Below are 19,048 nucleotides of genomic sequence, written 5' to 3' on the forward strand. Positions count from 1 at the left end.
GGAAACTAGTCTTTTTCTTATCAAGAATGGTATCTATTCCTTAGCTTTGATACTTATAATACATTTTTTAAATTCGGAAAAAGTTAAAGCAGCCTTTTATGATTTTGATCAATAATTTTTGACTACTATCTAACTTTTACTTTAACAATTGTATTTTAGATTGAACATTGAAAAGTAGCACAAATTGGAAAAAATATACCGCAGTCAAGCTTCTGGTAAAAAAGAGAACTACTCCAGACTTCTGGAGCTATACATGTAGAGTTCTGTACGAAAATGCTACAAATCAATTATTCTTGCCTTACCGGAACCTGAACCTGAATCTCAAGTATGGATATTCTTCCGAAATCCAGTGGCTTATGGCTTGATTGTGCTGCCTGGCACGGTTCAATTAATCCGGTGCTGTTCAGTTACCTGGCGCAGTTAATATAGTTACAAACATTGATTATGCCAAATTTTGAATCTGTACCCTTTGCATTGTATACGGTCAGCTTAACTTTGTATTTGCCTGGTTTTTCGTATACGTGTAGAGGGTTCCTATCAGTCGACTTCGTTCCGTCTCCAAAGTCCCATCTCCACTTGGTTGCATTTTTCGATTGATCTTTGAACTGCACTGCCAGGACAAGGTCGCCACTGAAGTCCGCAACAGGAGGTGCCGGTTTTATTACCGGGAGAGGACAGGCACATTTCCCGGAAGTGACGGGAACGCTTTTTGCAGGTTTAGTAGATATCACGGAATTTGTGTCCATATCAATTATAGAGACAGTTTTACCGTAGATATCTGTCACATGTACATTTTTTCCATCTACTGCAACTCCTGCAGGATACTTCCCTACATTAACTGTAGTTATAACATTGTTTGTAACCGTGTTAATTACAGAAACAGTATTACTGTAAAGGTTCGTCACATATACCTTAGTCCCGTCCGGGGAGGCCGCAATTCCAGCAGGATAGTCTCCAACATTAACTGTCGCTATAACAGTATTTGTAGCCGCATTAATCACGGAAATCGTGTCGCTGAAAACATTCGCAACATATATGTTTGGTCCCGCAGTTACAATTCCAGCAGGATAATCTCCAACATTAACTGTGGTTATAACGTTGTTTGTAACCGTATTAACTATAGTAACATAGTTGTTGTAAACATTGGTCACATATACTTTTGTCCCGTCCGGGGAGACTGTAACTCCAGTCGGATAATCTCCAACATTAACTGTAGCTATAACGTTGTTTGTAATCGTATCAATTATAGACAAAGTATTGCTGTAAACGTTTGCCACATATACCTGTGTTCCATTTGGATTGACTGCAATTCCAGCAGGATAATTTCCAACATCCACGGTAGTTATAACATTGTTTGTAACCGTATTAATTACAGAAACGGTATTGTTGACAACATTTGTTACATATATGTTTGTTCCATTAGGGCTGACTGCAACTGCTCCAGGATTGTCTCCTAAATCCACAGTAGCTGTAATGTTTGCGGCGTCGTCAATTACAGAGATATTGTCGCTTGCTCCGGCTGTTGGTGGTATTAAGAGAATAGGTATTTCTTCATTCTCTGTTATGTTAATTCCTGCTTCTGCAGGCACTGTTATATTAGGCTCTATTCCCAGAGACTCTATTTCGATAAGTTCTGTTACTGCAGGCTCTGTTATATCGGGCTCTATCTCAACTGGCTCTGTTACAGCAGGTTCTGTTATATTAAGCTCTGTTTCAAGAGGATCTGTCTCTGCAGGTTCCGTTTCTACTGGTTCTATTTCGGTAGGTTCTGTCTCAGCGGGTTCTGTTTCGGCAAGTTCAGTTTCCGTGGGCTCTGTTACTGCTGGTTGTATTTCTTCAGGTTCTGTTACGTTGCCTGATGGTGATGCTTCGCCTGACATTTCCTCATTCGTTGCGTTTACCGAAGCAGCTGTTATTGATACTACAAAAAAGATTATCGTGAAAATACACAGTATTTTTTGTGTCCCCTCAAATGCTCGTTTCCCCATTTATGTCCACTCCAGATTTTTGCTCAATTTGATACAACTCGGTCTGGTTCTTCGATCCACTTCCCTTCAATAGATTCGCCGGATAGATGTTATTTTACCAGTTAATTCCACACTGTTTATGAGAGAATAGTATTATTGGTAAAATTCTATCATTAATTGGCAAAATTCTATTATTATTTATATGTCAGTGAAAGTGATTTCAAATTGTATCGACAATGTATTAATTTTCAGAGAATATAACTATGAAAGAACTATAATTCAGAAGTTTATAAAAATAAAAGTTCGAAATTTTCTAGGCTAGTTACTGAAAAATATCTTCCGATAATAAGATATGTAAAAGTTCCTTTTACTTTAAATAAAAATATACAAAAATATAATCTTACTTTTTAATATAAAAATAAAATAAAAATGCATATAGTTTTGAATAACATATATCGGGCGGGCTAGATATAAATTTCAAAACTTTGTAAATTCTATAGAAGGTAGCATTTTTCTTACCAGACATAGAACCTATTCCTTAACTTATTGGTAAACTGGTTCCCGGATAAATCTTATTTTTTAATCATTGTAACTTCTCAGAACTGATTTTATGATTGCTGATTCTGTAATCCAGAGTCTTATGGAACATCCTGAATATGAGGTTAAAGAAACTAATCTTGAATTCCCGAACTGGCCAGGTAACAGATAGAATTCTATTCATAACTCTGGTTTTACTATCCTTGATAGCTGCATCACTGTATTGTTTTTAGTTAGTAATGGATAAGATCCTACTTATTACGCAGCCATAATCTCTCTTGAAAAAATCTCTCTTGAAAAAATCTCTCTTGAAAAAAGAACTGCTCCAGATTTCTGGAGCAATATCTGGAGCAACGACCAAATTACCTCTTCCTGACCTGAATTTGAACTTCAGTCATGAGTTCTTCTTCCGGGACTTCAGCAGGGTCATTAAAGTACAGCTCCCTGCTCGGGATAAATGTCTCCATATTGTTTTCTTCCGCATAGGAGAAGATTCTGTTATAGCCTGCTTCAACTCCGTGGAATGGGCCTCGATAGATAACGGAAACAGCCCTTATCGCAGGGAGTGTTTTTATCTCCATCCTGGGATCTTCTACCGACAGCCTTCCTGAAATAGGAAGTGCGATCTCTATATCCGCACCTGTTTCTTTGTATTCCTCGTCGTGGCAGAGGAACATAATCGGGCCTGTAGTTTTCACACGGTTCCGCTGGTTTTCAGGGCTGCTGACGCATGCACATATTTCACCAATTAGCTTTCCAATAGTTAATGCGAAGGTCCCTTTTTCACGCTTGCTCAATACTCGCAGCTCTGGAATCTCTTTGATAACGGGTTCTGTAACTGACATTTTGAATATCTCCATAACTTTTCCACTATGTTTGCAGGCACCCTGTAAAATGCCCTCGATCCTTTGCAGCTGCCCGACCTCCAGCCGGACTTCCTCAAGCCTCCTCCTGAAACAGGCCTCAATGATCTCATAATTTCCTGCGCTTTCTGCGTCCAGAAGCATGGAAACCTCCTCCAGAGAAAATCCCAGGAAAGTAAAAGTTTTGATCTTCATTCCCTGCTCAATCTGGGGAACCGTATAGTAACGGTAGCCTGTAAAGTTATCCTTTACCTCAGGAACAATCAATCCTTTTCTGTCATAGAGCCTTAGAGCTTTATGGGAGAGACGGGTCATAAGGGAGAATTTACCGATTGGGATCTGATCGACTGACATCTTGCTCAACCCGTTAATTGTCCTGAAATTAGATAAACTGCCTTACTTTTCCCCAGGTAAAGGTTTGGTTTTTAGGAGTAAAATGAATTTAATCATATCACAAAATGAATTATATGTCATAAAAATTCGAGGAATATTATCTCTATTCTTACGGGAAAAAATGTAAGTATCGGGTTATTGAGGATAGAAGTTATAAGACATACAAAAAATTCGAAGTTTGTCGGATTTCTGGTGTTTTAATGTTTCTGCTCGCAACTGCCGGGAACAGCAAAAGAGATAGCAGGTAAAACGTATATTCTCGACCCCAATCCCGCGGGAATCCAGTATTTCCTTTAACATTTGAAGAAGAGAATAGAGAGGCTCTACTTATCCTGGGCCTGCCTGAAAATCAGGAGTAAGAGTACCTCCTGGATCTGGATAATATATCCCTGATCTCTTCCGGAAGTTTTAGCCTTGCAGCAGCGACAGGATCATGGGAGTCGGACAATATTTTTGTTATTTATCTGGACGAAGTGGGAAACATAAACCATTGGAGAATAAGCCTTACCTTCGAAGCCGACCGGGTTGACGTCCGGACGCAGAAGATGACAGAGCTTGGTAAAGCGGAGCTTGGAGGCAGACTTGAGAATAACAGTCAGCAGATAGCAATTGAGAGTAATAATCGACAGATGTAAACTACGCGAAGTAACTCCTTATCAGGAACTTTCTCCTCACCTGACCGGAGACCTGTAAAAGATCAGTAAAAATCTCATTGTCTGCAAAATCTCATTGTCTACAAAATCTCATTTCGCCTATGCAAAAAAAGAAATTAAAAAGATTTCGACATCTTCTCGATCGATTGTTAATACCCATTTATTTGTAAATAACTGGATTATAACTGGATTTAGAAGCATTCGAAATTCTTATTTTTATTATTTAGCTGATGAAGCCTGTAAGGACTTTCATTTGCAGGCAGATGAAGTCTGAATAGGGCAGACTCCTTCAACGCTCTCCATCTGTGAGCAATTGAAGCCGCAGTTACCCTGGGTCACAGGCAGGGTATATGCTCCATTTTTAAGGTATTCCATATCACAGCTACCATCAAAAGCAATCTGTTCACAGGTGATATTGCACCCGGTTCCATTGCAGCTGACCTGTTCACAGTCGCTTTCACAGCCGGATTGGGCACAGGGCTCTTCACAGCAGGTCCCATTACCACAGGCTCCGTCATAGCAAGCATCACAGGTTGCCTGGTCACATTCACCGTCACAATTTGCTTCACTGCAGGGTCCGACACAGCAAGTCTCCCCGCATATACCATCACAGCAGTCTTCGCCACAGGAAATTCCATCACAGGAAGTTTCATCACAGCAGGTCTTATTACAGTCGCTGTTACAGTTTTCCTGGTTACATCCTTCGTCACATGCAATTCCATCACAGCATGTTCCGTTGCAGCAGGTTTCTTCACACGAAGTCCCGTCGCACGAGGTTCCATTACAGGAGACCTCATCACATGAAGTTCCGTCACAGGAGGTTTCGTTACAGTCTGTCTGGCCGCAGTCTCCATCACATGTCGCCTGCTCACCGGTTGTTTGGTCACACGTTGCCTGGCTACTGTCTGTCTGGTTACATGTTGAAGCTGCAGATACTCCTGCAGGAAGTAAAGCCAGCAGCATCAGCACAACAGAGACAGATGCCATAACTTTAGAAATAGACTTTGCATTAAAATTCATTTTTTTCCTCCTATTTTATTTTTGATCTAAGAATACACGTTCAACACCCACTGGGAAAATGAACATATAAAAATACTTATTTCTTTAAGTTAAAATAAAAACGGAAAAATAAATTTAAAGCTTTATAAACCTTTATCTTATTTTTTAAAAGGTTATGAAGTCATAAATGCGTTTATCTATACCTTTCACCAGTTAAAATTCAAATACAGGTCTTTTCGAGAGTGCGTGCCACTTAACCTCTTCAGAGACTCTTTTAGATTAGAGAGTGCCTTCTCTAAATGGTCCTTTTTGCAGACCAGAACTCTTAAAGCCTTTTAATTTTCAAGCAGTGCAGACCTGCCGGCTTCAGGAGAAAATAACATTCGCAGCCTGTATTTCAGAATGCCGCATTCTGCTGTCCGAGTTTTTTCGAGTCCTATACTTCTCATATCTACACCACCTTCCATAATCGTGTACTATCTACTACCTTTAAAATTTGCTTTCAGCTCATCATTGAGACTGACAAATATTTAAACAGATCAGGGTGTGTGTCCCTTGTCAGGTCTAGAAAATTCTTATTTTTTTCAGTCAGGGATACTGCCTGCGTGTTTATTTTGTTTTTACAGGCAGGCAGTTTCTGATCAACCGGTGGATATAATCGGTGGATATTATTCAGAATCGAAATGGAAAAACAGAAATAAAAGAGAAATAAAAAATAAAAAAGACTTGAAAAAGAGTATTTTTAGGATAGTGTTTACTTCTGTTTTGGTTGCACCCTTGCCGGTTTTTCTACTATAATTAACAAATCTTGCTTCTTCTCTTCTTGGCATGAAAGTACATGAGGATATCTTCCTCACGTACTCTCTCTGTCTTCTTTTCCCATAATTGCGAATATTCCACTAATTATTTTGATCCGTTCATCAGCCGAAAATATTTCAGTTTCAACAATCTTTCTCTTTTGAACTTCTCCCTTTTCATACCCTGTCTCATCTTCATACATCTCATCACTTGTGATAAGATGCCATATTATCGTTGCAATTTTCCTTGCCAGGGCAATAATCGCCTTTGCATATCCAATTGACTTCTTTTTTCTGTTAAAAAACTCTTTTAACCTGCTATTCTTCTTTCTTGCTGCTGCTTGAGCAATCTGTGTCAGAATCCACCTTGCTACTTTTGATCCTCTCTTTGTGATTCTTCCATTATGGTATTTATCTGCAGATTGATACACATTCGGAACTATCCCAAGCCATGAAGCAAGTTTATCCCCTGAAGAAAAGTCTTTGAAGTTTCCTATCTCAGCAATTAAAGTTGCCGCACTCAGTTCTCCAATCCCAGGGACTGACATTAAAATTTCCATTTCATGTTTATGATTTCTATAAGCGTAATTGAAAATTTCTCTTTCCAGAATTTCGATTTCTTCATCCAGATGTTTTATAATGTTCAGGCACATCTGAAGCCTTATTGCAGCACTCTGAGATATTTCTCTGTTCAGAATCTCTCTTATCTGACCAGCTTTCTTCCGAACATTTGGAGAAAGTGATTCTATAATCTGATCAATATTTTTTCCTGAAGAAATTCCTGATAGAATTGCTCTTCCATTTTTTCCGAAAATGTCTGTTAGCACATCACCTAGATGTAACATTTCAGAAGAAAGAATAGCATGAGCTTCATTTTTTATATCTGTCCTTTTTCTTACAAGAGTTAACCTGAGCCTGACATACGACCTGAATTCCCTGTGCTTTTTAGGAAAAACTCTTGACGGTTGAATCATTTTATTCAATGCAAGTTGTGCAATGACTTCCGAATCTATCTTATCGGTCTTTTTATGTGTAAATGCTTTCATATCTCGCGCATTTCCAACTATAACAGGCAAATGATCTATCAATGACTCATAAATCGGAACCCAGAAGTCACTTGTTGATTCACAGGCAACAACATCACATTCTTCTGATGTCACCCAATTTTTAAGGTTTAAAATTCCATCATCATCTCTATCAAAACGTTGTAGCTGTTTTTCACCGGATCTGCTGAGAATAGTAGCAATGACAAAATGTTTGTGAATGTCTAAACCACAAGATTTGTTTATTTCTCCTTCCAATTTACATTACTCCATCATTTCAAGGACAGTGGAATTGCCTCAAAGGCAATTTGGCATCCGTGATCAAAGTCACATCTGGGCCTTCGATGGCAATTCGCTGATTAGTTTTTTGACGGTTTCACAGAACCAAAGAAAAGACAACCTTACTGTCCTAAGGTAATGATGGAGTTAATAAACAAAAAAGTTAGGTATAAAAGGACTTTCATCTTTTTGGGCATGTTATTCGAAGAATATCATGTGCGTTTTTTTTGTAAGACCGCTCTCCTTCGTCGAGCGTGCAGGAACGACTTAAAATAGCGAACATGGTTGTAAGGGTTAGAATCATTTGCAATTAGTCCTCTTGAGCGAAGCGAAACTCGGGGCGAAAAAGACCTCGTGCTGTTGCACTTGCAGTGCAACTCCCAGAAAATCTTCGATTTCCTGTGATCCCGAAGCGAAGCTCGGGCAGCATAGCCTTCTTTCCCTCCTGGATACTTAATATTTCACTGCTTAATCTTCCATTTCGTGTGTCCGCTCCAAAATCCAGCCCCCTATCAGTTCCAAAGCGGCAGGAGAAATAGTCTCTTCAATCTTTGCATACTCAGATGGGGATCCGGTTTGAGCGGTCTGGAATAAATGATTGAGCCCTGACAGCTCTTTTACAGTATAGTCCTCGTTACCTCCTGCTTTAAGTGCTTCCTCGATTGCCTGCAGGTTTTCTTCAGGAGGCACCTGAAGGTCTTTTTCGCCATTTATTGCCAGTACAGGGCATTTAACCTCCATCAATGTCGGTCCGGGATCGTATGTCAGGAAATGACGCATCCACGGCGACAAAAGTGCCTGGACCTGAGCGTCAAGGGAAGCTTCAGAGTAGCCGGAATTCTGTCTTTCTTCTTCGCTCATGTTTGCCAGCTCGTCTGTTAGAAGCTTGCGAAGTTTTTCCGCGGCAATTGTGTTGTTTTGTTCCTCTTTTACCACAGAATACATGCTTTTCATAAGAGCATCATTCCGGGCGATAGTCTCATTATCTGCCCCTTCTGCCCTGGCAATCAGGTCACTCTGGAGGTATAGAATTTCTTCCCCTGTAAGGCCAGGGCCTGCCATCATCACAATGAATGCGACATCAAGTGACTCCACTGCTACAAGCGGGGCAATCAAACCACCTTCACTATGCCCTATCAGCCCGACCCGGGTCGGATCTATCTCTTCGCGGCTTTTCAGATATTCTATTCCGGCAAGCACGTCTCCTGCGAAATCCTCGGTAGTGGCCTGCGAGAAGTTTCCGGTTGACCCCCCGATGCCCCGGTCATCGACCCGCAGAACAGCAATCCCCCTGCGTGTCAAATAATCCGAAAGTACAAGGAACGGACGGTGACCCAGAATTTCCTCATCACGGTTTTGCTGGCCTGAGCCGGTTATGAGAATTACTGCCGGGAAAGGTCCTTCTGAACGCGGAATGGTTAATGTGCCTGCAAGCTTTACTCCTGACTCTTCATTCTCATAAACAATCTCTTCTTCATCGTAAGGATAGGGTTTTACAGGGTCCTGTTCTCTACGAATTTCAGGAGTCTCATCAATGATATTGAGCACAAGCGGGAGAGTTAATCCGGATTGTTTCCACTCACCTTCGATTGTTTTGCCGTCCTCTTTAAGCGTCCCGTCAAAAGTACCCGGTACGGATTTCACTCCCAGATGCAGCTTACTCTCCTTATACGTGACAACTTCTACCGGTATTCCTTTTGCTCGCTGATCAAGGCTGTCCATTGTCACATTAACGGAGCCGTCAGGTCTGGTGGAAATGTTGAATAAAATTCTTAATTCCGCTCCGCCCTGAACCTGAAGGGTTCCGAGCCAGAGGCCTTCTATCTCTTCGATATCTGCACTGTTTTCAATGTCTCCATCAGATGCAGCCGGCTGGGAGATACATCCGGAACCAGCTGCAATAATAGCCAATAAAAACAAACAAATTACAATTTTTTTATCCATAAAAAGACCTGACCTATCCGTTCTCTAAGTAGATTCATAATTAAGGAATAAATTTTTGTGTGAGGGTGACAGGTACATTCTGTTTTTTACAGTACTCATTTTCACAATATTCATTTTTACAGTACTCATGTTCACAGATTCATTTTTACAGTACTAATCTTCATAGTACTAATTTTCACAGCACTAATTCTTTACAGTACCTGTTTTTCTTTCTAGTAATCTTTTTCTTTCTTATATCTTTAAATCTTCCTCATTTAATTTATTACCTATTAGATATCGTTCTCTCCAGCTGATTGAGAAAAAAGAACGAAAATTTCCGTGGGAATAGGAGGAGTTCTGACGACCATTGGATTTGCAAACCTTCAATCTCAGACAGGGAGCCTGCTTGCTTTGATCGAGCCGGTTGCAGGCGTCTTTTTTGATCTCGTCTTTCTTGGAGTTGCTCTTTCAACAGGCACACTTACCGGATGCCTGCTTGTTCTTGCTGCAGCCGTAATTATCAGCCGCCCGAATTGCGACTCGCCCGAATTGCGACTCGGGAGTACGCGGTCCTTTTCGCTGCGCTCAAGAGGACTAATTTATAGACTAATTTATAGATTAACAGCAGTTATCTTTGCTCAGGAGGACTGAATCGCAAGTATTTCTAACCAGTACAGCTTCACTTGCGGTTTTAAATCATTCCTGTCACACTCGACGAAGGAGAGCAGCCTTTCCCAAAAAAAGTTATAAGAAGAGAGAAAGAAGAGAAAAAAGGTATAAGAAAAGAGATACAAGAAATAAATGCGGTAGAAAAATAGACAATAATCAGAAGCAGCATAAAAACTGGCAAAGTACAAACAAAATAAAACTTAATTTTACCTGAAAAATATTCATTTACAAGCCTACCTTTGTTGCTTTTTTGCTCTTCAAAGCTTCTTCATTGTCCTTCCTGAAAAACGATTTCCGAAGCTAAGAAAAATATTACCTCAAGCCAGATGGTGTTTTTATTGTTTTTCTTTCTCTTAATAGAGGTACTGGTTTGCAGGTTCTATTTTCGGCCTTCATGACAGTCAGATCCTGCCCAGCGTGGTACAGGAATAGAAAACTGAAAAATTTATTCTCTGAACCCTGGAATAAAGCGGCAAACTGATCAAAAAGGATCTTCATAGCTCGAAAGAAATATGAAGTAAAAAAGAAAGATGAAATAAAAAAGCGATTACCTTCTGACGATCATAGATCTCAGGCGGTCAGCCGCACTCGCAGACTTATCGGCGATGCCTCCTATCCTTTCGACAAGCCCCATAAGGTGGCAGACTCCTGCTCCTCCAATAGCCTCTTCATGTTCGAAGATCTTTTTCAAGAGGGCTGTTTCAAGTACATCCACATCATGTTCCAGCCTTTCGACCTCAGGGATGATCTGCATTGTTTCTTTGATTTCTTCCTTGCTGAAAGACGTTGTAAGCAGCTTGTAAAGTTCACCCACGAGCTGGTCATACATCCGGGCTGTTTTAAGGGAGGTTGCCATGAGTTCCAGAAAACCTTCTTTGATTTCATCAGGAAGGTCTTTGCAGGGACGCAAAGTCATCCAGTAGGCTGAAGCCTGAGCAAAGTCGGCGATAGAGTCCTGCTGTTTGAGGAAAGAAAGGAGGTCCTTTTTGTTCACGGGCAGCCTGATGGAGGAGGGTATACTTGCCCTGATTTTCTGTTTGATTTTGTCGGCATCGTGTTCCAGTGTATCGATTTCATCAGTTAGCTCATTAAGAAGTGCCTGATTACCTGTACAGTAAGCTTCCATTGCTTCAGCAAGTTTTTCGACTGCAAGCACACCTTTTTTGGCATGCATTTCGAGGGGGACGAAGGGAGATTCTGCGACCACGTCGAGTACGGAACGGATGTAGTCTTTCATAAAAAGATCACCTCGAGCCCCACAAAGATTATTGCCGATGTAAGGGCAGCTATGGGGACTGTTGCTATCCAGGAAGAAATAATCCTCCAGATTACGCTCAGGTCAACGGCTGCAAGCCCTCCTGCAAGCCCTACACCAATAACCGAACCTACCAGGGTATGAGTAGTCGAAATCGGAAGGGAGCTATAACTGTGGAGCAGAACAACCGAGGCGGTTGCAAACTGCGCGGAAAAGCCTCGAGTTGGGGTAAGTTCCGTGATCTTTGACCCTATGGTTTCGACCACTTTATAGCCCCAGGTTGCCATGCCTATTACCATGCCGAGGCCTCCCATTATAAGCACCCAGATAGGGATTTCGGCCCCTGTTACCCCCAGCACGTTAAGTGCGGCAGAGAGAGGACCTATAGCGTTTGCTACATCGTTTGACCCGTGCGCAAATGCGATATAACAGGCAGTAATGAGCTGTAAGAATATGAATTTTTTCTCAACGGCAGGCATATCTGAAGCTCTGTGAAGGTAAAGACTCCTTATCAGAGAAAAAATCAGATATGCAAAAATAGCTCCAAGAGCCGGAGATATGAACCAGCTGGCAACGATTTTCAAAAGGACAGCCCAGTGAATGTCAGAAAAAGAGATAGTCCCGTTATAAGCAGCGATCAGCCCGAAGCCGAGCACAGAACCAACAATGGAATGGCTGGTTGATACGGGAAGGTTGTAAAAGGTTGCGAGTGTTATCCAGAAACTTGCGGCAAGAATTGCAGCCAGCATCCCCAACACCACGATATCCGGGTGAATGCTGCTGATCATATCAATAGGGACGATCCCCTTTGCAATTGTTGAGGTAACCCGTTTTCCGAAGAACACGGCACCCAGGAATTCAAACACAGCGGCAATGACAATGACCTGCTTGATTGTTAGGGCACCCGTTCCTACTGAAGTCCCCATAGCATTTGCGAGGTCGTTTGCCCCTATGTTCCAGGCCATGTATAAGCCTGCAAGGATAATTGCTATGACAAGTAAATCCATTTTTTTCCTTACTCCAGAGATTCTAAACTCCAAAACTGCTATAATTATGATAATGCTGTAGATTTCTTCCACTTATGTTTGATTTATGGAGCCTCCACCTGTTCTCCTTAAATCCATGTCTCTTATGGTATTCCAGACCATTTCATTATATTTTATGTTTTCCATATATTTTAGGCCGCTCTATATAATCTATAGATCTATATACATCTATTTTTAATATATTTTAATTCCTCTTTTCGAGTGCAGAGATTCCTCTGGAAGGTGTTTGACCTTCATTAAATTTATTTAGGATAACAGCGCGTGAGTCCGATTTAATCAAATTAATCGTTCTTAAGCAAATTGATCTTTCGGGCTGAGGCATCATTTTTACAAAGAGTGTAACGATCACCCGGGTTTAAAGCCTAAGTGGTTTCTGACCCTGCCAGATAATTGTGAATTTTCCGGGGATTTACTGTCGAGTGATGAGTGTAAATTCTCCAGACAGGAATACTTTCCGGTATTCAGAAATAACACAAAGCTTTTAATTTAGCTGGCTATTCCCTGAATTTCAGATAAGATCCATAATGATATAATGCCCGGAACATGGAGATCTGCCCGGGAGCGAGTTAAGGGCACAGATTGGCAATAGCATTCCCGAATATTGACCAAATTGTCGGGCATTCGAAGAACAGTGAAAAAGAGTTAGTATGACCAGTCCATGACCAATCTATGACCAGTCCTGTTACCAGAACAGAACCAGTCTTTAAGATCAGCCCTGTGATCACTCGGCAGGTCATATACTTATCCCGAGTTAGATAAATAAAAACATACGAATAACGAAATTGGTAACGGAACTCCAAGAATTTCCTGATATATTATACATTTCTAATCTGGCTTCCTAGTGTTTTAATTTTGCCTCTTTACTTCAATCTCTTCACTTCAATCTCTTTACTTCAATCTCTTTACTTCAATCTCTTTAATTCGATCTCTTTAATTCGATCCTTTAATTCAATATCTTCATAATTCCGGATTTCTTTCAGGTCCCTGGTCCAGACTGATCAAACTCATGTTCTTTCAGCTCTTTTTCCCTGATCCTTTCCCTGAGCAGGTCAAGCACCTCTTCATCCGAGACATCATACCAGTTTTCATAAACCTGAGCAACAGCCCTGAAGTGGACAGGAATCTCGAGCACAACGAGTTCATCGGCTTCTTTTGCTATCGAGTCTGCTACATCTCTTCCTGCTACAGGTACGGCAACCACAACTTTTCCTGCTTTTCTTTTTCTGCAGAGTTCGATACATGCCCTCATAGTAGAGCCCATAGCAATCCCGTCATCAATAAGGATCACTGTTCTTCCTGCAATGTCAGGAAGGGGGTTTCCCCCTCTCAGGGCATTTACGCGCCGTTCTATTTCGACAATCTGTTCCTGTTTGATCTGATCGATGGTCTCTCCGGCAAGCCAGTAACCGGCATTTTCAAAAATAAAGGTGCTCCCATTCTCAGCAATTGCCCCGAATCCGGCTTCCGGATTATCAGGAAAAGGCAGTTTCCTTGCAATTATGAGGGAACAGTCAGCTCCCAGACTCCTTGAAACCTGCAGTCCCACTTCCACTCCTCCACGCGGAATAGCAAGGACAAGAGGGTTTTCAACCCTGTACCTTTCAAGAGCTTGAGCCAGTTTTTCTCCTGCATCTTTACGGTTTTTGAACATGATTCCACCTTAATTTCAATATTGTCCTTCTTTTCATCCCTTTTCACAGAACAAAAACAGAATTTTCAACAAAATAAAATAAAATAAAATAAAATAAATAAGGCACGAATTTTCAGCAAAGTAAGATCTGAATTAGACAACCTTAAGAGGAGATCTGTAAACCTCAATTGAAGAGCCTGAAGAGAGAGTCGTTTCTGGCAAACAAAGTTCAAGTACCTTCCTTGCAACATCTTCTGGTTTCAGGACAGGCTCATCCGAGTGCAGCGAGCGATACATATCCGTATCCACACTGGCAGGGCAGACTGCATATACCTGAACGCCTCCTCCTATTTCGTAAGCAATAGACTCGGTAAAACCGATTACAGCAAATTTCGAAGCGCAGTATATAGAGAGTTTGGGTATCCCATGCTTTCCAGCGCCTGAAGATATGTTTATTATCCTGCCTTCTCCCCTCTTAAGGAGATAGGGAAGAGCATATTTTGTGCAAAAAAACATGCCTTTTACATTGGTGTCCATAATATTTTCATATTCTTCTCTTGATGTATCTACCATATACTTCCGGTATGCTACTCCTGCATTGTTTACGAGAATATCAACCCTTCCAAAGGCACTTACCGCATCTGAAACCATGTTTTTGACATCCTCTTCTATTCGGATGTCCGTACTTACTGCAAGAGCTCTTCTACCCTCTCTTTCAACCATTCGGGCGGTTTCCCGAATATCTTTTTCTGTCCTTGAAGCAATTACAATGTCGGCCCCTTCTCTTGCGAGTGCCAAGCATATCGCCCTTCCAATTCCTTTCCCCCCGCCGGTCACGACGGCTGTCTGACCTCTCAATCTCATAAAAATCACTTCATTTAATTATTTATCAAAATAAAGGATACATTTTTGGAAATAATATTTCTAAAACTAATTCTTATAAGGCTAAAAACAGAGAGTTGAAGATCAACTTGAAAAAACTCTCCTTAAAACCCTTAAAAAAGAAACGGGCGTTCCTCAGATAACATTTATTCAGAGTTCGATAAGTTAAGATTTCGAATTCGAATTCCGAATTCAAAGTCCGGTACGTTTAATCAAATTCTATACTTTGCTTTTACATTTTAAACTCTTATAGTTGAGGGGCAGGCGGAGCACTTAACTCAATAATCTTCCCGGATGCAACTCTTGAATCAGGCGAGGCGAGCTCCAGAACTTTTTGCGCAATATGCTCAGGTTTGAGTTCAGGTGTATTTGCATAGATTGACCGATACATATCCGTATCCACAGCGCCAGGGCAGATTGAGTAAACCTTTATTTCCCCTTCCAGTTCGGAGGCAATTGCTTCGGTTATGCCGTTTACAGCAAATTTCGAGCCGCAGTATACGGAAAATTCAGGTATACCGTGCAGCCCTCCTACTGAGGAGATATTAATGATCTTTCCGTTCTTACTTCTTCTGATATAGGGAATTGCATATTTTGTGCAGAGGAAGACACCTCTCAAGTTTGTATCCATGGTTTTATCGTACTCTTCCAGGGTGGTTTCTTCCAGCCGCCTTTTATATGCCACTCCTGCATTATTAACAAGAATATCAAGCCTGCCGCATTTATCAATAGTCCTCGAGATCAGGCGCCTTACATCTTCTTCGCTGCGCACGTCAACCGGAATGGAAAATGCTTTGCTCCCCATGCCTTTTAACCTATCCAGAGTTTCTCTGGATTCACTCTCATCCCTTGCAGCAATTATGATATTTGCTCCTTCTTTTGCCAGAGCGAAACAGATAGCTCTTCCTATCCCTTTGTTCCCTCCTGTTACAATGGCTGTTTGACCTGCTAAACTCATTTGTATCCCTTTTATTCAGCTATTTTTATCTAATCTTTTTTTATTAAATCAAGGGATAAGAGGAGGGATATATTTTTGGAAATTAAGTTTCTGAAAAAAGGTTTTTTTAATTAGAATTAAGCCTCCCGTCATTTTTATCATTTTGAGTTCTCAAGTTCTTACTACAGGTGCCCTTTATTTTGACTCTTTTATTGCAGGTACTCATTGTCTATATAACAATACTTCCAGTCCTCTCCGGGCTGGTAAGATTGAATAACCGGGTGCCCCGTCTCTTCAAAATGCTTTGTCGCATGCCTGTTTTTTGACTGGTTACAGCAGCCTACGTGCCCGCAGGTCAGGCATATCCTCAGGTGCACCCATCTATCCCCGCTTTTCAGGCATTCTTCACAACCCTTTGACCCCGGTTCAAAATCCTCAAATTTTATCGTATCCCTATGCGTGCATACCATGGAATTCCCCCTTTCTCTATTCTGAATATGCGGATCATGTAACACTTACTTGTGGATCACATAATAGTTATGTGACGGTAACCTTGGTAAATCTCCACCTAGCGATAAAAAACATTATTCCTGCAAAAGCCAGCAAGGCAAGATAGGAAACAAGAATCTCTTCCTGCGTGTAAGTATAGCGGATTCCAATTGCAGAAAAGTCGCTTCCTATTGCAAAGTACCGGATGCCGCTGACAAGATGCGTGAGCGGGTTGATCGTGGACAGAGCCCGGAGCACAGGCGGGAAAGAGTCTACAGGATAAAGGGCGTTACTCGTGAAAAAGAAGGGCATGGTAAGCAGGGTTATTACTGCCTGCATCCCTTCCGGGCTTTCCATAGTTATCGCTATTGCAGCCGAAAGGAAAAGAAACCCGAGGGAGAATGTGCCTACAAAAACCATGATTCCGACCAGGGAGTAAACAACCTGTATCGGCGTATAGCCCTCAAAAAACTCAACTCCGAGCAGAAGCCCGAACCCCATGATCACAGCTGCCTGGATAAAGGATTTGGTCATGCCGGACAGCCCTATCCCTATAATAACATGGATTCTCGGAAGCGGGCTTGAGAGAGTCTCCCGCATAAGCCCCCAGTTTTTGTCAAAGAGCAGCACTGTCCCCCCGAACAGGCTCGTAAAAAGTGTGGTCATTGCAATAACGCCTGCACCTATAAAGGTCAGGTAACCAACAGTCCTGACATCGGGAGCGACTGGCATGGTTGCAGTCAACCTTTCAAAGTTATTTGACATAGCAATTCCGAAAAATGCAAGCCAGAGTGCGGGCTGGACAAGTGAGGAAAACAGCAAAGCCCGAAACCGGACAAACCTGAGCATATCGCGCCAGTAGATGGTAAGAAACCCGGTGTTCACCTCTTAACGCCTCCTGACCCTAGGGATTACAACAGGACCTTTTTCTGCCCCATTATCCCTTAACTCCCTGCCGGTATAATGGACAAAAACATCATCCATTGACGGTTTTTTGAGATTTACTGCCCTGATTGTGACCCCTCCGCTTCGAAGCCTGTCCATGATCTCAGGCAGCAGATAGGTTCCGTCCACATTTACCATGACAATTATTCCTTTTGATTTTTCCTTAATCCCTTTTACGCTATCGAGATCCTTTAATAGCTCTGCAGCTGTCCAGTTGTCGCCTGTTTCCAGGTAGATAAGGTCCTGACCAAGCGTATTTTTTAACTCCCAGGACCTGCCTGAAACAACTATTTTTCCGTGGTCTACGATGCTGATCCTGTCACTTAGCTGGTCGGCTTCGTCCATGTAATGCGTGGTCAGGAAAATGGTTGTTCCCTGACGGTTAATGTCCCTTACATATTCCCAGATCCTGATCCTGGTCTGAGGGTCAAGCCCGATTGTCGGCTCGTCCATAAAAAGCACCTTCGGCCGCGTCATAAGCCCTCTTGCAATCTCAAGCCTGCGCTTCATCCCCCCGCTCAGGTGCTTGGTAAGAGTATCCCTCTTTCCTTCAAGCTCGACCAGGCTGATCAGTTCGTCAATCCGTTCCTGTCTCTTAGCCTTTGGCATGGAATAGAGCCTGCCGTGGTATTCAAGAATCTCCCGCACGGTCATATCCCTGTCAAGGGTCAGCTCCTGAAAAACAATCCCTATGGATTCCCTGACCTTTTCAGGCTCTTTTTTCAAATCATGTCCTGCAATCTTTGCATTCCCTTTCTGAATAGGCAGGAGGGTAGTAAGGACATTGATCACAGTACTTTTCCCGGCCCCGTTGGGTCCAAGGAAAGAGAAGATCTCTCCCTTCTTTACTGTGAAACTGATATTATCGACTGCCTTTACTTCACCGAAAAAATACTCCAGGTTATTTACCTCTATGACGTCTTCTTCCAGAACAAGTACCCCATTTCCCCTTTACCTTAAAAGGATTAGACCTTCATTGATAAATAGATTTTTTGCTGCAGGGGCACTGTTTTCATATTTACTAAAAACAGGATTTAAACACAACGAACAGGTTTTTCACTGTTTATATGTCTATTGAAGAGTTAGACTCATCCGGAAGAAGATAAAGCACTCCAGGTTCAATCAGAGTTTGACAGGTAGGAATTTGACATTTCGGCACCAGAATTTGAGTGCGTCATTAACTTCACACCGTTTATGAGTCAAAATTTAAATTCATTTGGGGCAATAAATTCGATTGGTTTTATAGCGTTATTAAACGAAGTAAAACAGAAAAGGGGGAGTAAAATGATAGAGATTATACAGGGTTTGCCGGAAAACGTCATAGCAGTCACTGTAACTGGGGTGTTAACGGGAGAAGACTATGACAGGGTATTAGTCCCTGCTATTGAGGATAAAGTGCAAAAATATGGGAAGATTCGTATGCTTTATCAATTGGGCAAGGAATTCGAGGGGTTTACCGATAGCGCCATGATGGGGGATACAAAGGTTGGCATACGGAATTTCACAGATTTTGAAAAAATCGCAGTTGTCTCAAATGTAGACTGGATAATTAATGCCGTAAAATTATTCAAACTTATTGTTCCATTCCCGATAAAAACCTACAGGAATGAAGAGCTTCCTGAAGCAAAGGTCTGGATAAGTGAATAAAACCTATAATAATTATAATTAAAAAAATTAGAAGAGAAGCACGGATAGAGCGAATTTTTAGCACTAACTCCATAAATTAACCCTCTTGAGCGCA

At 41.6% G+C, this 19,048-nt stretch carries 17 protein-coding genes; 4 read left to right on the forward strand and 13 right to left on the reverse strand.

Translation table 11 applies throughout. From position 1 onward, the window contains the following. Positions 1–167: 167 nt before the first annotated feature. Entirely contained in the window at positions 168–365 is a 198-nt protein-coding gene (locus ACZ5A8_RS12855; RefSeq protein ID WP_464529498.1) for a hypothetical protein, read from the forward strand. A 42-nt stretch (positions 366–407) separates the two neighbouring features. Here ACZ5A8_RS12855 and ACZ5A8_RS12860 read toward each other — a convergent pair whose 3' ends face one another. Next, entirely contained in the window at positions 408–1,988 is a 1,581-nt protein-coding gene (locus ACZ5A8_RS12860) for a PKD domain-containing protein (protein ID WP_464529500.1), read from the reverse strand. Between the two features lie 878 nt (positions 1,989–2,866). After that, complete coding sequence (locus ACZ5A8_RS12865; protein ID WP_464529501.1) at positions 2,867–3,721, reverse strand: MerR family transcriptional regulator; 855 nt, start codon at positions 3,719–3,721, stop codon at positions 2,867–2,869. Positions 3,722–4,233: 512 nt separating this feature from the next. On the opposite strand from ACZ5A8_RS12865, the gene ACZ5A8_RS12870 reads away from it, so the two are divergent. After that, a complete protein-coding gene (locus ACZ5A8_RS12870; protein WP_464529502.1) occupies positions 4,234–4,395 on the forward strand; it encodes a hypothetical protein in 162 nt (53 codons plus the stop codon). Between the two features lie 267 nt (positions 4,396–4,662). Here ACZ5A8_RS12870 and ACZ5A8_RS12875 read toward each other — a convergent pair whose 3' ends face one another. The 3 genes from ACZ5A8_RS12875 to ACZ5A8_RS12885 all read right to left on the reverse strand — a co-directional run bounded on the left by ACZ5A8_RS12875 (position 4,663) and on the right by ACZ5A8_RS12885 (position 9,442). Beyond that, the gene (locus tag ACZ5A8_RS12875; protein ID WP_464529503.1) at positions 4,663–5,433 is read right to left on the reverse strand and encodes a hypothetical protein; all 771 of its coding nucleotides are present in this window, start codon (positions 5,431–5,433) and stop codon (positions 4,663–4,665) included. Positions 5,434–6,265: 832 nt separating this feature from the next. Then, positions 6,266–7,510: an IS110 family RNA-guided transposase gene (locus ACZ5A8_RS12880; RefSeq protein WP_464529342.1), complete on the reverse strand. Its 1,245-nt coding sequence runs from the start codon at positions 7,508–7,510 to the stop codon at positions 6,266–6,268. A gap of 489 nt (positions 7,511–7,999) precedes the next feature. Beyond that, positions 8,000–9,442, reverse strand: coding sequence for an alpha/beta hydrolase family protein (locus ACZ5A8_RS12885; protein WP_464529505.1), 1,443 nt, complete (start codon positions 9,440–9,442; stop codon positions 8,000–8,002). Positions 9,443–9,793: 351 nt separating this feature from the next. On the opposite strand from ACZ5A8_RS12885, the gene ACZ5A8_RS12890 reads away from it, so the two are divergent. Continuing rightward, positions 9,794–10,105 (forward strand): hypothetical protein, encoded by a 312-nt coding sequence (locus ACZ5A8_RS12890; protein ID WP_464529506.1) that lies wholly within the window; start codon positions 9,794–9,796, stop codon positions 10,103–10,105. A 565-nt stretch (positions 10,106–10,670) separates the two neighbouring features. Here the strand turns inward: ACZ5A8_RS12890 and ACZ5A8_RS12895 are convergent. The 8 genes from ACZ5A8_RS12895 to ACZ5A8_RS12930 all read right to left on the reverse strand — a co-directional run bounded on the left by ACZ5A8_RS12895 (position 10,671) and on the right by ACZ5A8_RS12930 (position 18,237). Next, positions 10,671–11,360: a TIGR00153 family protein gene (locus ACZ5A8_RS12895; protein ID WP_464529507.1), complete on the reverse strand. Its 690-nt coding sequence runs from the start codon at positions 11,358–11,360 to the stop codon at positions 10,671–10,673. Then, positions 11,357–12,385, reverse strand: a complete 1,029-nt coding sequence (locus tag ACZ5A8_RS12900) for an inorganic phosphate transporter (RefSeq protein ID WP_464529509.1) — start codon at positions 12,383–12,385, stop codon at positions 11,357–11,359. Before ACZ5A8_RS12900 ends, ACZ5A8_RS12895 begins: the two co-directional genes overlap by 4 nt. A 1,015-nt stretch (positions 12,386–13,400) precedes the next feature. Beyond that, positions 13,401–14,075, reverse strand: coding sequence for a phosphoribosyltransferase (locus ACZ5A8_RS12905; RefSeq protein ID WP_464529510.1), 675 nt, complete (start codon positions 14,073–14,075; stop codon positions 13,401–13,403). A 132-nt stretch (positions 14,076–14,207) separates the two neighbouring features. Continuing rightward, entirely contained in the window at positions 14,208–14,918 is a 711-nt protein-coding gene (locus ACZ5A8_RS12910; protein WP_464529512.1) for an SDR family NAD(P)-dependent oxidoreductase, read from the reverse strand. A 265-nt stretch (positions 14,919–15,183) separates the two neighbouring features. Continuing rightward, positions 15,184–15,894, reverse strand: a complete 711-nt coding sequence (locus ACZ5A8_RS12915) for an SDR family NAD(P)-dependent oxidoreductase (protein ID WP_464529514.1) — start codon at positions 15,892–15,894, stop codon at positions 15,184–15,186. Between the two features lie 188 nt (positions 15,895–16,082). Next, positions 16,083–16,343 (reverse strand): ubiquitin carboxyl-terminal hydrolase 14, encoded by a 261-nt coding sequence (locus ACZ5A8_RS12920; RefSeq protein WP_464529516.1) that lies wholly within the window; start codon positions 16,341–16,343, stop codon positions 16,083–16,085. A gap of 67 nt (positions 16,344–16,410) precedes the next feature. Further along, positions 16,411–17,247, reverse strand: a complete 837-nt coding sequence (locus tag ACZ5A8_RS12925) for an ABC transporter permease (protein ID WP_322222482.1) — start codon at positions 17,245–17,247, stop codon at positions 16,411–16,413. A gap of 3 nt (positions 17,248–17,250) precedes the next feature. Then, on the reverse strand, positions 17,251–18,237 hold the full coding sequence (locus ACZ5A8_RS12930; protein ID WP_464534127.1) for an ATP-binding cassette domain-containing protein: 987 nt from the start codon (positions 18,235–18,237) through the stop codon (positions 17,251–17,253). Positions 18,238–18,591: 354 nt separating this feature from the next. Here ACZ5A8_RS12930 and ACZ5A8_RS12935 point away from each other — a divergent pair, with 354 nt between their 5' ends. After that, positions 18,592–18,954 carry a SpoIIAA family protein gene (locus ACZ5A8_RS12935; protein WP_464529518.1) on the forward strand — a complete coding sequence of 121 codons (363 nt, stop codon included), beginning with the start codon at positions 18,592–18,594 and terminating at the stop codon, positions 18,952–18,954. Positions 18,955–19,048 lie beyond the last annotated feature (94 nt).

The organism is Methanosarcina subterranea (genome assembly GCF_055385895.1).